This window comes from Flavobacterium sp. N2038, assembly GCF_025947185.1.
Classification (GTDB): Bacteria; Bacteroidota; Bacteroidia; order Flavobacteriales; family Flavobacteriaceae; genus Flavobacterium.
Genome location: NZ_CP110001.1, coordinates 1,568,899 through 1,582,165, shown reverse-complemented (window position 1 = coordinate 1,582,165; position 13,267 = coordinate 1,568,899). Strand labels below are relative to the sequence as shown.

Sequence of the window (13,267 nt, the reverse complement as noted above, 5' to 3'; positions counted from 1 at the left end):
ACTTATCCTAAATATTTGTGAATATTTCAACTCAATAAAAATGGATCAGGTTTAAATAATCTTCTTAATCAAAGCATAAGTCACATTAATTAAAAACAAAATCTGAGCCCCAATTATCAAAACAATAGAAAACCCCATTCCATACCCTATTTTTTCGTTGAAATTTATATTATTTAAAAATGAAGTCATGTCACCTGGCTCACTTTCCCGTATTAATTTAGACAAACCAAAAATCACAAACAAACCAATTATACTTACTGAGACATGAAAAATGGTCATCCAGCTGAACAAAGTAAATTTCATTTTCGAAAGCCCAAAATACAACAAGGCAAATAATCCATAAATAAGAGACAAAAGTATAGCCAGATGTTTATACGAAATAATAATATAAGTATCATGAATATTGATGTCAATATCTTCACTTCCTTTATAAAATCCAAAGCTTAAAACAATTATTATTACTGCCAAAAACAAAATATAAGGCTTGTTTTTTATGTATTTCATTCTAATAAAATTAATTCCTAACCTTCTACTTCGGTACAGATCTCAACTAAAAAGCCATCCAGATCCCGAACATACGCTACAATTTGTCCCCATGGTTTTTTAGTAGGTTCAGTTACTAAAATGGCTCCAAAAGAAGTTGCTTTTTGAACCAGTTCTTCAACTTGGTCTGTGATAAAACCTAATTCTATGGCAAAAGGTTTATTATCCGGATTACTTTCCAGAAAACCTTCTTTTAAATTTTGAGCTGCCAGTTTTTTTGAAGCAAAAGAAATTGTTGTTTCTCCAGTGTTCAATTCAGCATAATCATTATCAGGCGTTATAAATTTTCTTGAAAAACCAAATACATTTTCATAAAATGAGATTGCCTTTTCTACCTCTTCAACATATAATATTGTATATCCAAATTTTACCATTTTATATCAGTTTAGTTATTCTAGCTAATTTCTAAAAGAACATTATATTTATCTAAACTCGCTAAATCTTCGATTGAGCTTATATTGGCTATTTTTTCATGTTCCTCTATCTCTTTCTTAATTTCAATATGTTTTATTGCTTTTCTAAATCTACGAACTTCCTCGAGATTAGATAGAATAAGCCCTGGAACCTGAACACTTTTTCCTTCTTTATCTTTTGCTACCATTGTAAAATAAGATGAATTACAATGCTTAATTGCTCCGGTTTGAATGTTCTCTGCTTCAACACGAATTCCAACCACCATTGAACTACGCCCTACATAATTTACAGAAGCTTTCATCGTTACCAGTTCTCCAACTTCAATTGGTTTTAAAAAATTTACTGTATCAACAGAAGCGGTTACACAATAGTGCCCGGAAAATTTTGATGCCGATGCAAATGCTATCTGATCCAGTAATTGCAAAATATATCCTCCGTGAATTTTACCGCTAAAGTTAGTATGCGATGGCAGCATCAATTCTGAAATACTAATTTTTGATGAAGAAACGGGTTTAAAATCTGTAGCCATGGTTGTTGTTGGTATTTTTTGATTAATTGTCTTTTAATTTAATAATTCATTTTCATCAGAATTTAAAGCTCTGACAATAATATTTTCAGGAAGTGCTTTTTTTGCTTTTGCTCCCATTTTTTTTAGTCGCTCTACACTTGAGATTAAATTACCTTTTCCGTCAACCAGTTTATTCATCGCTGCTTCGTACTCAGTTTTGGTATCTTTTATTTTATTTCCAATCTTAACCAAATCTGTCACAAAACCTTCAAATTTATCATATAATGCACCGGCTTGTCTGGCAATTTCAAATGCATTTTCCTGTTGTTTCTGGTTTGTCCACATACTATCAATCGTTCTTAAAGTAGCCAGCAAAGTACTTGGTGTAACAATCACAATGTTTTTATCGAATGCTTTGGTGTATAAAGCCGGATCCTCATTTAAAGCAATTGCAAAAGCGGGCTCCATTGGAATAAATAGTAACACAAAATCGGGACTTTCTATTTGATACAAGTCGTGGTAATTTTTATTTCCGAGTTGTTCTACGTGCCTTTTTATCGAATTTACATGCTCACGAAGTAAATCTGTTTTAAGAATCTCAGATTCTTCATTGATCCATTTCTCATAAGCTACCAAAGAAACTTTTGAGTCTACAATCATTTTTTTACCATCAGGCAAATTGATTACAACATCTGGCAAAACACGATTTCCTTCGCTGTTTACAAAACTTTGCTGTACATCATATTCACGGCCTTTCTCTAAACCAGATTTTTCGAGAACGCGTTCTAATACAAGTTCGCCCCAATTTCCCTGCATTTTGCTATCCCCTTTCAGCGCTTTGGTTAAGTTTAAGGTTTCTTTGCTCATTTGGGCATTCATCTCGCTCAAACCTATAATCTGCTGACGAAGTGCTGCATGATAATCGATACTTTCCTTATGTGTCTGTTCTACTTTTTGTTCAAATCCCTGAATTTTATCCTGCAGCGGCAACAAGATATTTTTCATATTCTCACTATTCTGTTCGGTAAATTTAGCCGACTTTTCTTCCAGAATTTTATTTGCCAGATTTTCAAATTCTTTGGTGAATTTCTCCTGGAGCTCAGTTATTTCGCTTTTTTGTTCTTTATGACGCTCCCATAAATTCTCAAAATCGACTTCTTTTTTAGAAAGCTGAATAGCCAGACTATCTTTTTCTGTTCTGATATTTTCTTTCTCAGTATTAATTAGCTGAAGTTGTTTGCTAAAATTGTTTCTGTCATTTTCAGCTTGTTCTTTCTGTATCTGCAATTGATTTGCGTTTGCATTCAGTCTTTCTTCCAAACTTACTTTCTCTGACTGAAATTTAGCGGAAAAGAGCATTTTTCCTAAATAAATCCCAAGGAAAAGAGCCATTACAAATGCAACTAAAAGCGGAATAAAGTCCAACATAACTACGTTTTTTTTAAGTAAAAGTACGCAATAATACGTAGTACCTAATCTTAAATTAAAAATTTCACAAATAAGTCCTGATTCTAAACCAACTAAACATTAAAAAAAAATCAAATAAAAAAAAAACTTTACGCAACCATTTAAAAAGAACACCATCTACTTAGTATAAACTATTAAAATATTATCAATGAAAAAATTAATGTTGAGCTTGTTTATAGCTTTTGGATTCAGCGCTTGTTCTCTTAATAATGATGAGATCAATACTGATTGTGGCGCAAATGAAGATGTAGCTTTTACAGGGTTTCCACTTTTATGTAATTACAGTATAAAAACTTTACCTCCTAATCCGGCCGCTATTGTTCTGGGTTCACAAGAAAAATTAGATCAATACTTTACCAAACACGAAAACACCTGTACGGTTCCAAGCGATCCTACTATTGATTTTACAAAAAATCTATTGGTGGGAATCTTTTCAGGAATGAAACCTACAAATGGCTATAGCATAAAAATGACTTCAATTGTTGAAAACAAATGTCAAATGATAATTAATTTTTATGAGAGCAGCCCACAAGCCGGCGAAGTAATTTTACAAACTCCAACTTATCCTTCAGATTTTATATTAATACCAAAAACAAACAAACCTATCGTTTTTAATAAAGTTAATGAAAACCCGGATAATATTGTAATTGGAACATATGCTGCAAATTGTACTGGTGCAGATTGTCAAAAATTCTTTCAATTAAACAATTTCAACGTACTGAAATTTCAAAATGTTGTAGCTGGAAAATATGAATTTGAGCAATATAAATATACACGTCTAATTAAGACCGGGGAATTCTCTTCTTTACTAAAAGGTGTTCCTGGAGAGATTTTAAGCCTAAAAGGACAGACCAAAACATATGGTGCTCCAGATTCTGCAGATCAGGGTGGAATTTACTTTCAATTGCGTCAAGGAAACCTTGTTACCAAAGTTTACATTGACAATGCTGATACTGCTGACCAAACTGAAGAAATAAAACTTTTCAAGAAAGCTATTAAAGATAAAATCGAAAGTTTAAAATAATCCTATTATGAAAAAACACTTTTTATTCTTCATTTTCTTTGGACTTTTCTCTACCGGATATTCTCTGGAGCCTGTAAAATTCAATTCAGCATCGATTGTAAATACATGGATTTGGGAAAAATCTACCGGCGGATTAAGCAATCCTTACACAGCAACTCCTAAAACAATTGGTTTTACAAAAAAGATTGTCTTTACTCCGGATGGAAAAGTAATTACATATAAAAACGATGTAGAAATTAGAGTCAGTACATATCAAATCGAAAAAGGAATAGGCTTTTCTGATAAGGCAGAACATGACCTGATTACCTTTGAAGGCAAAACATACATCATAGAAAAACTTGATAATCAGAATCTAACAATTGCTACTAACAACCAGGAAGCGAGCCGTAGTATATTTAAAAGATAGTTTTTTAAGTTTATAAAAACTATTTTTGCAAAACCAAACATTACCACTTTTTGAAAGACGATTTAGAAAAATACATTAGGCAATGCATGCAAAATAACCGGGAAGGGCAACTGAAAATTTATCAGTTGTTCTCTCCTGTTTTGTATGGTATCTGCCTGAAGTATATGAAAAATGAAGATGATGCAAAAGATGTTTTCCAGGAAGCATTTGTAATCGTTTTTCAGAAAATAAGCCAATACAAATTTGAAGGAAGCTTTGAAGGCTGGCTAAAACGTATTTTTATCAACAAGCTGATAGAAACTCTAAATAAAAAGAAAAAAGAAAGTTTTTTTCTGGATGTCTTTGATCCTGACAGTGATTTTATTGAAGAAGAAGAATTAGATACGATTCCGATAGAACAAGAAAAATTATTAGAATATATCAGGGATTTGCCTGATCAGTACCGAACGGTCTTTAACTTGTATGTTTTTGAAAAAATGAAACACAAAGAGATAGCCGAGTTACTGAATATTTCGGAAGGAACATCAAAATCAAATTTAAATAGAGCGAAAGGCATTTTGCAGAAAAGAATTTTGAGCATAAAAAATTTTAAAATAGCATGAAAAAAGAAAAGATAGAAGATATTTTTTCATCAATGGAAAACTTCTCAAGTATTCCACCACCAGAATTGTGGGTCAATATTGAAGAAAAATTAGATAAACCTAAAAAGAAGAAAAGAGCAATTCTTTGGTGGTCAGCTGCGGCATGCCTTTTACTAGGCTTACTGCTTCCTTCTGTATTATATTTTACATCAAACTCAGGAATTAAAACTGTAAATGGTAATGTTATCAATAGCAATAGTGTTGTTTTGGACGAAAACCAAAATAAATCGAAAGATAAAAGCTCAATATCTGTAGATGAAAATAAAAATGATAACAATCAAAAATCGAATACAACAGAAAAACAAGTTGTAGAAAATCCTGAAAAACAAACCAACGAAAATGCAATAATTAACACCGATTCTAAAGTCAATGCTAATTCTGCTGTTTTAAATACAAAATCTGCAGTTGTTAGTACAGAAGATAATAGTTCATCTACACAAAAAGCTTCTGTTTCAGAAAAAGAAAATCAGTTCAATTCATTTTCAAAACATCAAAACTTAAACACACCAAAAAACAATAAAACACAAAGTGTAGCAGAAAAAGGGTATTATCCTAAACAGCAAAATTCTTTTAACGCAGCTTCAAAAATTTATTTTCCTGATCCTGAAAAGAAAAATGCTGACAAAGTTTTGGCTGAAAAAACATTTAAGGCTGGTAAAACAAACCACTTTAATGCTGCTTCAAATGCTTTACCAACAAATTCAGTTTTCGAAAAATACAATTCATCAAACACGGTTGCTTCAAATTCGTTTAAAAACAATAACAGCCAGGCTGTTGTAAGTGGCAGTAAAAGAGAATTTAGCACTGAAATAAAATCTGAAAAAACAGTTACAGAAAAAGCAATTGCAGATCATAATCTAAAAAACAATTCAAAATTCAGCAATGTTTTAAGCAAGCAGGATTCTGTTCAGCTTATTGAACTTCAAAATTTAGAAAAAGGAATTCTCGCTCAGGCTCCAGAAAACAAAAAAGATAAAAAAGACAAGAAAGAGGAGTCTTTAGACAAAACAGACAAATGGGCTGTTCAGGTTTTTGCAGGTGTTGCCAGTTCAGAAAACTACAAAAACGACAGAACTTTGGGTAATGTCAACGATTCTAAGCAAAGCAATACTTACGGGGTTAAAACAAAATATAAAGTTGCAAAAAAATGGGCTGTTGGTTCTGGTTTCAAAATCAATGAACTGGGACAAAGCGTAGCAAATGTTGCTTATATGAATGTAAAAAGTAATGCTTTCTTTGGTACTGGCGATTATTTGGTTCAGAATTCTACTGTTCCACAAATTGCAACAAACGAAGATTATGTATTAGTCTCTAATAACACTAAAAATGCACTGAAAAGTGATAACATTCAAAGTGGAAATTTAGATCAGAGTTTGAGATATATCGAAATGCCGCTGGAAGTTTCGTATGCTGTTTTTTCAAAAAACAAAGCAAATATTACTTTAAACACAGGAGGATTTGTTGGTAAATTAATTTCTAATAATGTCGCATTAGATGGCTATTCTATAGGGAAAAATGTAAATGCAAATGATTTTGTTTACGGTTCAACCTTAAGCAGTACGGTACAATACCGTGTGTATAAAAAAACAAATGTTTTTGTTGAACCGGCAGTTAATTATTATGTAAATCCTTTAAACAGCCAATCTTTTAACCAATTTCAATGGGGATTGAACTTTGGCCTAAATGTTTCTTTCTAATTCGCAGCTATTTTATATAATTTTACAGAAATATAAAATGTAAATGATACCTGAAAATAGCTGGGCAGACGAAACTTCTTTACCAAAAAATTTAAGCACTGCAAAAAAATTAATTTATGATGTTTGCGGATTTGAATGTTCTGAACCTCAGCCAGAAATTGAAAGCAAAGAATATGATGCTTTTGATTTTAAAATTGATGACAGAGCAATAAAATTCAGATCGGCTAAAATTACGCCAACCAAAACGGGTCAGTTTGTAACCTTATGGAAAAGAAATGCAAAGGGGACAATTGAACCCTTTGATTATACTGATTCAATAGATTTTGTTATTGTAAGTGTAAGGAAAGATGATTTGTTTGGACAATTTGTATTCCCCAAAGAAATTCTTCTTAAAAAAGGAATTTTTACCACCGAAAATAAGGAAGGAATAAGAGCTACACGAGTTTATCCACCCTGGGATAACGCAAACAGCAAACAGGCTCAAAAAACACAAAAATGGCAACTGGATTATTTTTACGCTATAACTCCAGAAACAGAAATAGAAAAGTTTACAAAACTTTTTATAAAATAAAGAAGGCGATTCAGTTTGAATCGCCTTCTTTATTTTACTCTTTTTAAAATCTATTTTTTAACAATCTTATTGCTGTAAATCACTTTATTGTTTTCACTTAAAGTGTAAAAATAAATTCCGTTTCTAAGATTACTTAATTGAATAATTGCAGCATTCTTTTCCTGAGTTCCTTTTATTTGAATAGGTTTAATTACACTTCTTCCTGTAATATCATAAAGGTTTAAAGTCAGATTTTTATCGTCTTTTGTTTTTACTTCGATATTAACCACATCAGAAGACGGATTAGGATAAGCATTTACCAGATAACCTTTGTTCGTTTCAAAATCTACTGTTGACAAAACATCTTTTTTCAATTCAAAACGAGCAATTACAGGTCCGTGATCTGAAGTTGTAGTGGTATAATCGGTAATATCTGCACGAGGATCATAAACTGCGATAGATTTATCAATATACTGATCTGTCAATTCATTAGATATCACAATATGATCCAAAAACCCTCCTGAACTTAAGAAACTATAAGCACCTGCTTTACTGATTTCTAATGTTAACGGATTGTAGTTGACGTTATCATTAACGAAACTTTCATACGAAGAAACCTGACCGGCAATAACTGACGCCTTTACATCATCATTAAAATCTCCTAAAATAATCAGATTAGAATTTGGATAGTGTGCATCTAAACTGTCTTTTAAAACCTGTGCATCGTACTTACGCATATTATATTTTGAAATATCTGATCCGCTGTTTGCACGGGCATGAAGATCTACAAGATTAATTTCTTTTTTAACTCCTCCAATATTTGTTTCAATAGTTACCATATAAGGCAAACGTCCTGAAGAGAAAAAACTGGCACTCGGATTTTCTGCCGGAGGATTTGTTACTGCTACAGGATAATTGGTTAACGATTTTTTTCCGTCGCGAAGATCTTTATAAAATTCTTCAAACATAACACGCGTCTTTTTTACAGTAGTTGTCTGAGTGTTATAAAGCACCACTAGTTTTTGAGGCGGAAAATAAGGATCTGCGGCCTGAAACGAATATGACCAGGAAGTTGAAGTCGTTTTATCAAATGTTTTTCCGTTGATGTTTATTTTACTAATCAAAATATCAATCGACGGATCATCTGAAACCTCCTGAACCACATAAACATCGGCATTTAGCTTATTCATTACTTTTGCAACATTTTCAATTTGCAAAGCATCATTTGTTGGACCAAATTCTTTGTTGGATTTATCTTTTACATCTGAACCAAAAAACTCCAGATTATACGTAACAACATCAAAAGTATCTGCTTTTAATATTGAAGATCCCGTAAATGAGCCAATTTGTTTATTCAATGATGTTCCTGTAATGGTTAACACACCCGAAATTGTTGGTTCTTTTGTTGTTGGTACAAATCTTGCGTAAACTGTTTTTCCTGCCAGTGCATCTGCAGAAGAAACAATAATACTTGAGGCAAATGAAATATTATCTGATGATAATTGGTACGAAGCCGGAGCTTCAATTGTTATATCACCATAGCCTGCTGCTTTAAAAACAAAAGACTGACTAACAGAAACCGAATTTGGACTCACATCTGCAAAATCTAAAATCGGATTCGAATCAACATATTGTGACACATTTGTAACTGCAAAATCATCCAAAGACCATTCTGCTGCCTTACCACTTCCGCCCGCAGTTGTTTCGTAAACCCAAGCTAAATAAGTATGGTCTGTTTTATAAGCTGTTAAATTAATATACTGAGATTTTACATAAGTCCCTGTAGCATCAGGAAACTTACCATCCAATGGTATCCAAGTTGCTGTATTTGGATCACTTACTCCATCATAATTAGTTGAAACCATTAATTTTAAAGAAGGTCCATAGTAATATTTACGAGAGTAAAAAGATAATAATGGAATTTGACTAAAACTATCCAAACGTAACCTTGGAGAAATTAACCAATCTTTACTCGCTCCGCTATCTGAAAATCCGTTCATTAACACCGCTCCTATTCCAGAATTAACATTTCGTGACTGAGTAGTGTGTGACCATTTATTTATAGGTCCCGCTTCATTGTATTGCAACCATTTGCTATTTACAAAAATATTTACATCATCAAAATTCTGCACAAAAGGATTTACTCCCAGAGCTGTTAAACTAACTGTTTTTGTTGTACCTCCTACCGTTTCATGAGTTATTGAATCTGTAAAATTTCCCGCTGCATTTGGCGTAAATTTCACATAAACTGTAGGCGTAGCATTTAAAGCAAAATCAGCTGCAGCAAATGTTAAAGAGGATGCAAACATATTGTTATCTTTGGATATTGTGAAGTTTGCAGGAGAAGAAACCACTACATCATTAGTAAGATTAGTAGCTGCAATCTGGTAACTAAAAATTTCTGAATCGTAGCCCACTTCAGAAAACCCTAAATCTAATGATGCTACTGTTGGAGCTAATGAAGGAATTAAGACAGGAGCCGTAGAAGCATCCAGTTTATTTACTGTCGATATATTTCCAATAATATCTTCAGAAACATAAAAAACAGAATATGGAGTATTGATGCTTAATCCTGCAAAAGTTTTTACATATTCCTTATTAAAATCGGTAACATCAAAAATTCCTGATTGCAAAGCCGCAGTTCCACTTGCATCCTGACCTGCTTTTATCTGAGCGATGGTTGGTGCTGCACTTCCTGAAGGCAACAGTACATAATATGTTTTCCCAATTTCATTTATTTTATGAATATAGTCGAAACTCTCTGTTAAGACATTTCCTGTTTTTGGATAACCTGTAGCATTAACCGGAGCTTTATCATCACTTTTAATATCAATATTATCAATTGCAAAAGACTGACGCCCGCCAGCAGAACCTGAAATTAATTTTGCAATCCATCTTATTTGAATTATGGGTTGATAATTACATTCAGCCGGCAATATAACAGCGAATCTTGTTGCAACCGGATCCGGAAGATTGGCCGCAGTTCTGGCAACTGTACTATTGTTTGAATAAGCTGTACCAGGTAATGTAGTAAAAGCTCCTGTAATTCCAATACGATATTGCAAAGACATTTCCTGAAGGCGATTTACCGTCGTTCCATCATATTGATTTCGGAAAACCATAGCATCATATTCTACTTTTATGTCTTTACTGCTAGAAGTTGAAAATGCAAGACCAAGTGCCAGATCGACACTGGTTGTATTTAAAAACCCAATCATACCATTATAATTGTGTATGTTACCGCTAGTTTGTGTCGCATTACTACTACCAATAATAATTCTGTCTCCTGATAATCCGGTATTGTATACACCAGTATTTCCGCTGGTATTTGCAACCCAGCCCTGAAAACCGTTCGGATAAGTTGTAGAATTTGCCGCCCATCCTGCAAAATTTTGACTAAAGGGTAAATCTTGTACTGCTGGCATTGTTTGCGCACTCAGATTTAGTGCGAAACAAAATAAAAAAACTAAAAAAGTCATTAAATGACGGAAAGAGTAATTGTTTTTCATACGTTTTCGAATAGAGTTTTAGAGTTCAAATTTATCTTGTTTAAAGTTAAGAGAATATTGTAAAAACTTAAATTAATTGTAAGTTATTTCAGAAAATTAACTATTAGATGTTAAATTTTAATTCTCTTATTTTTCTTATTTAACTACTGTAATACGCACTCTTATAAGTTCTAACAATTTAAACATCAAACGATTAATTTATTCAAAAAACAAAAAAACCGTCTGAACTTCAGACGGTTTTTACCAATAATTTATATAGAATTTTATACTGCTGTATATCCGCCATCGGCAATAATATAACTTCCGGTAGTAAATGAAGATTTTTCAGAACTCAAAAAAGTAACCAGTTCGGCAACCTCTTCTGCAGTACCTAAACGATTCATTGGTGCTTTTGCTGCAACAGCATCCATTACGTTTTGTGCCAGATTGTCTTTTAACAAAGCTGTTTCTATGTAACCAGGACCAACAGCATTACAGCGAATATTTTTTAAAGCATATTCTGCCGCAATATTTTTAGTTAATCCTACCACTCCATGTTTAGAAGCAGTATAGGCAGGACTATTTGGAGCAGCAACCTGTCCATGAATTGAAGCAATATTTACAATACTTCCTCCCCCATTTTTCTCCATTTGTTCCAGCTGATAACGGCAGGCATAAAAAACACCACTTAAATTAAGTGCAATTACACGATCCCATGCTTCAGGATCATATTCTCCGGTTGGTTTTGCCTGGCCGCCAATTCCCGCATTATTACATGCAATGTCCAATCGACCATATTTTGAAACTGCAACCTCAACCATGTGTTTATTATCATTTGCTACAGAAGAATCTCCTTTTACAAAAAAGGCTTCTCCACCGCTATCCTTTATACTTTTTACGGTTTCTTCTCCGTGTTCAACATTAATATCTGAGATTACTACTTTTGCTCCTTCTCGAGCGTAAGCTTTTGCCACGGCGCGTCCAATTCCTGAACCTCCGCCAGATACAAAAGCTACTTTGTTTTCTAAAAGTGCCATATTCTTAATATTTAAATTTGAAACTACAATTTATGAAGATATTAGTCGTTGGGCACCCTCAAAACCTCAGTTTATAATAACATTAACCCGTTTTGCCAAGCAAATGTTATTTGATGTTAAATAGTCTCCAGATACCATAAAAAAACCGTATAACCATTATTCATCTTCGTCTAATTTCATATTTCCTCTGTCTTCATGATTGTCAGGATGTGAGTTTGGATATCGATTTGGAGTAATATCCGAATTTCTATCTTTATTTTCAACCGTTTTTTTTGCTTCCTCTTCTGTTTCAACTCCCCGATTTGCGTTTGCATTATCTGGACTTACCTCATCTGCAACTGCATTAATTTCTTCATTTTCGTTTCGCGCTCTTTCTACAATCTCTTTATTCCCTTTAACATCTGTCACTACTTCTTTTTTCAAATTTACAGCATCAGATTCACCATCATGCGATATGTTTTTTCCTTTCGATTCACCTATATTTTTTTGTGCACCGTTTATCTTTTTTGAACCTAAATTATTCGTTTCCATAATTAATATTATTTTGTGTTCTCATTATAATATTACGAATTCTGATTTTGAAAAAATTATGGTTTCACATTGTCTTTGTTTTATAATTACCACTTTTCAAAATTTAGTACCTTTAATCAAAACAACTTAATATTGTGTTATTATGAATTTCTTCAAAATAAAAACCAGCTGGTCGAATGCCGAATTTATTCTAATCAAATTATGTATGGCATCTGCTTATATTTTAGTGGGAAGTTATTTTCATGACTTTTTCAAGAACTATTATCCTGAACTACTTGTCATTTTTACAATAACAGTAATTTGGTTTATCTATTTATGGATAAAAAAAATCAAAGCTTAAACTTTCTCTTCTAGTTTTACTAAAGAAACTATCTTTGCAAAAAATTAAACATGCATCGACACTTTATTCTTTTTAAACCATACGGCTATCTGAGCCAATTTATTTATGAATTAAAAAGAAAGAAAAAACTTTTGGGCGAATTGCATGATTTCCCTGAAGGTACAATGGCCATTGGTAGATTGGATGAAGATTCTGAAGGTTTGCTTTTACTAACAACTGACGGAAAAGTAAGCGAACAAATAAGGAGCAAAAAAGTTGACAAAGAATACTACGTTCAGGTTGACGGTATTATTACTCCTGAAGCTATTATACAATTACAAAAAGGTGTAGAAATAGGTTTTGAAGGCGGTAAATACAAAACAAAACCCTGCTCTGCTTTTATAGTCACTGAAATTCCGGATTTTGGTCCAAGAGCAAAAAAAATCAGAGACGAACGTCATGGCCCCACCAGCTGGGCTTCAATTACCGTAAATGAAGGAAAGTTTCGTCAGGTTAGAAAAATGACCGCCGCAGTCGGTTTTCCTACTCTACGATTGGTTCGCGTTCGGATTGGAAATGTATATTTGCAAAACCTAAAAGCCGGCGAAGTTTTAGAAGTAGATCAATTTGATAATTAGATAA

Annotated in this window: 13 protein-coding genes; 6 read left to right on the top strand and 7 right to left on the bottom strand. The window is 32.9% G+C overall.

Annotation, left to right across the window (positions count from 1 at the left end; translation table 11 throughout):
* Nucleotides 1-51: 51 nt before the first annotated feature.
* From OLM51_RS07185 to rmuC, 4 genes are read right to left on the bottom strand one after another with little or no spacing between them, the layout of a single operon-like run.
* Complete coding sequence (locus tag OLM51_RS07185; protein WP_264553655.1) at nt 52-504, bottom strand: hypothetical protein; 453 nt, start codon at nt 502-504, stop codon at nt 52-54.
* A gap of 17 nt (nt 505-521) precedes the next feature.
* On the bottom strand, nt 522-917 hold the full coding sequence (locus OLM51_RS07180) for a VOC family protein (RefSeq protein WP_264553654.1): 396 nt from the start codon (nt 915-917) through the stop codon (nt 522-524).
* 20 nt (nt 918-937) lie between these two features.
* Nucleotides 938-1,486: an acyl-CoA thioesterase gene (locus OLM51_RS07175; RefSeq protein WP_264553653.1), complete on the bottom strand. Its 549-nt coding sequence runs from the start codon at nt 1,484-1,486 to the stop codon at nt 938-940.
* Between the two features lie 33 nt (nt 1,487-1,519).
* The gene (rmuC, locus tag OLM51_RS07170; RefSeq protein ID WP_264553652.1) at nt 1,520-2,893 is read right to left on the bottom strand and encodes a DNA recombination protein RmuC; all 1,374 of its coding nucleotides are present in this window, start codon (nt 2,891-2,893) and stop codon (nt 1,520-1,522) included.
* A 187-nt stretch (nt 2,894-3,080) separates the two neighbouring features.
* On the opposite strand from rmuC, the gene OLM51_RS07165 reads away from it, so the two are divergent.
* Genes OLM51_RS07165 through OLM51_RS07145 form a run of 5 tightly spaced genes read left to right on the top strand, consistent with a single transcriptional unit; the run spans nt 3,081 to nt 7,271 of the window.
* A complete protein-coding gene (locus OLM51_RS07165; protein WP_264553651.1) occupies nt 3,081-3,956 on the top strand; it encodes a protease complex subunit PrcB family protein in 876 nt (291 codons plus the stop codon).
* A gap of 7 nt (nt 3,957-3,963) precedes the next feature.
* Nucleotides 3,964-4,362 carry a hypothetical protein gene (locus OLM51_RS07160; RefSeq protein ID WP_264553650.1) on the top strand — a complete coding sequence of 133 codons (399 nt, stop codon included), beginning with the start codon at nt 3,964-3,966 and terminating at the stop codon, nt 4,360-4,362.
* A gap of 50 nt (nt 4,363-4,412) precedes the next feature.
* Nucleotides 4,413-4,964, top strand: a complete 552-nt coding sequence (locus OLM51_RS07155; protein ID WP_264553649.1) for an RNA polymerase sigma factor — start codon at nt 4,413-4,415, stop codon at nt 4,962-4,964.
* Nucleotides 4,961-6,700, top strand: a complete 1,740-nt coding sequence (locus tag OLM51_RS07150; protein WP_264553648.1) for a hypothetical protein — start codon at nt 4,961-4,963, stop codon at nt 6,698-6,700. The genes OLM51_RS07155 and OLM51_RS07150 overlap by 4 nt, the downstream gene beginning before the upstream one ends.
* A 43-nt stretch (nt 6,701-6,743) precedes the next feature.
* Nucleotides 6,744-7,271 (top strand): MepB family protein, encoded by a 528-nt coding sequence (locus OLM51_RS07145; RefSeq protein ID WP_264553647.1) that lies wholly within the window; start codon nt 6,744-6,746, stop codon nt 7,269-7,271.
* Between the two features lie 50 nt (nt 7,272-7,321).
* Here the strand turns inward: OLM51_RS07145 and OLM51_RS07140 are convergent, their stop codons facing one another.
* The 3 genes from OLM51_RS07140 to OLM51_RS07130 all read right to left on the bottom strand — a co-directional run bounded on the left by OLM51_RS07140 (nt 7,322) and on the right by OLM51_RS07130 (nt 12,306).
* Nucleotides 7,322-10,675 (bottom strand): T9SS-dependent choice-of-anchor J family protein, encoded by a 3,354-nt coding sequence (locus tag OLM51_RS07140; RefSeq protein ID WP_264553646.1) that lies wholly within the window; start codon nt 10,673-10,675, stop codon nt 7,322-7,324.
* A 347-nt stretch (nt 10,676-11,022) separates the two neighbouring features.
* Entirely contained in the window at nt 11,023-11,775 is a 753-nt protein-coding gene (locus OLM51_RS07135) for an SDR family NAD(P)-dependent oxidoreductase (protein WP_264553645.1), read from the bottom strand.
* Between the two features lie 156 nt (nt 11,776-11,931).
* Entirely contained in the window at nt 11,932-12,306 is a 375-nt protein-coding gene (locus OLM51_RS07130; protein WP_264553644.1) for a hypothetical protein, read from the bottom strand.
* 390 nt (nt 12,307-12,696) lie between these two features.
* Between OLM51_RS07130 and OLM51_RS07125 the strand changes: the two genes are divergently transcribed.
* Complete coding sequence (locus OLM51_RS07125) at nt 12,697-13,263, top strand: pseudouridine synthase (protein ID WP_264553643.1); 567 nt, start codon at nt 12,697-12,699, stop codon at nt 13,261-13,263.
* Nucleotides 13,264-13,267 lie beyond the last annotated feature (4 nt).

What these genes read in the sequence shown, in the direction of transcription:
- OLM51_RS07175 (WP_264553653.1), bottom strand. Translation starts at nt 1,486, where the DNA reads ATGGCTACAGATTTTAAACCCGTTTCTTCATCAAAAATTAGTATTTCA.
- OLM51_RS07185 (WP_264553655.1), bottom strand. Translation starts at nt 504, where the DNA reads ATGAAATACATAAAAAACAAGCCTTATATTTTGTTTTTGGCAGTAATA.
- OLM51_RS07160 (WP_264553650.1), top strand. Translation starts at nt 3,964, where the DNA reads ATGAAAAAACACTTTTTATTCTTCATTTTCTTTGGACTTTTCTCTACC.
- rmuC (WP_264553652.1), bottom strand. Translation starts at nt 2,893, where the DNA reads ATGTTGGACTTTATTCCGCTTTTAGTTGCATTTGTAATGGCTCTTTTC.
- OLM51_RS07150 (WP_264553648.1), top strand. Translation starts at nt 4,961, where the DNA reads ATGAAAAAAGAAAAGATAGAAGATATTTTTTCATCAATGGAAAACTTC.
- OLM51_RS07125 (WP_264553643.1), top strand. Translation starts at nt 12,697, where the DNA reads ATGCATCGACACTTTATTCTTTTTAAACCATACGGCTATCTGAGCCAA.
- OLM51_RS07165 (WP_264553651.1), top strand. Translation starts at nt 3,081, where the DNA reads ATGAAAAAATTAATGTTGAGCTTGTTTATAGCTTTTGGATTCAGCGCT.
- OLM51_RS07140 (WP_264553646.1), bottom strand. Translation starts at nt 10,675, where the DNA reads ATGCCAGCAGTACAAGATTTACCCTTTAGTCAAAATTTTGCAGGATGG.
- OLM51_RS07180 (WP_264553654.1), bottom strand. Translation starts at nt 917, where the DNA reads ATGGTAAAATTTGGATATACAATATTATATGTTGAAGAGGTAGAAAAG.
- OLM51_RS07145 (WP_264553647.1), top strand. Translation starts at nt 6,744, where the DNA reads ATGATACCTGAAAATAGCTGGGCAGACGAAACTTCTTTACCAAAAAAT.
- OLM51_RS07135 (WP_264553645.1), bottom strand. Translation starts at nt 11,775, where the DNA reads ATGGCACTTTTAGAAAACAAAGTAGCTTTTGTATCTGGCGGAGGTTCA.
- OLM51_RS07130 (WP_264553644.1), bottom strand. Translation starts at nt 12,306, where the DNA reads ATGGAAACGAATAATTTAGGTTCAAAAAAGATAAACGGTGCACAAAAA.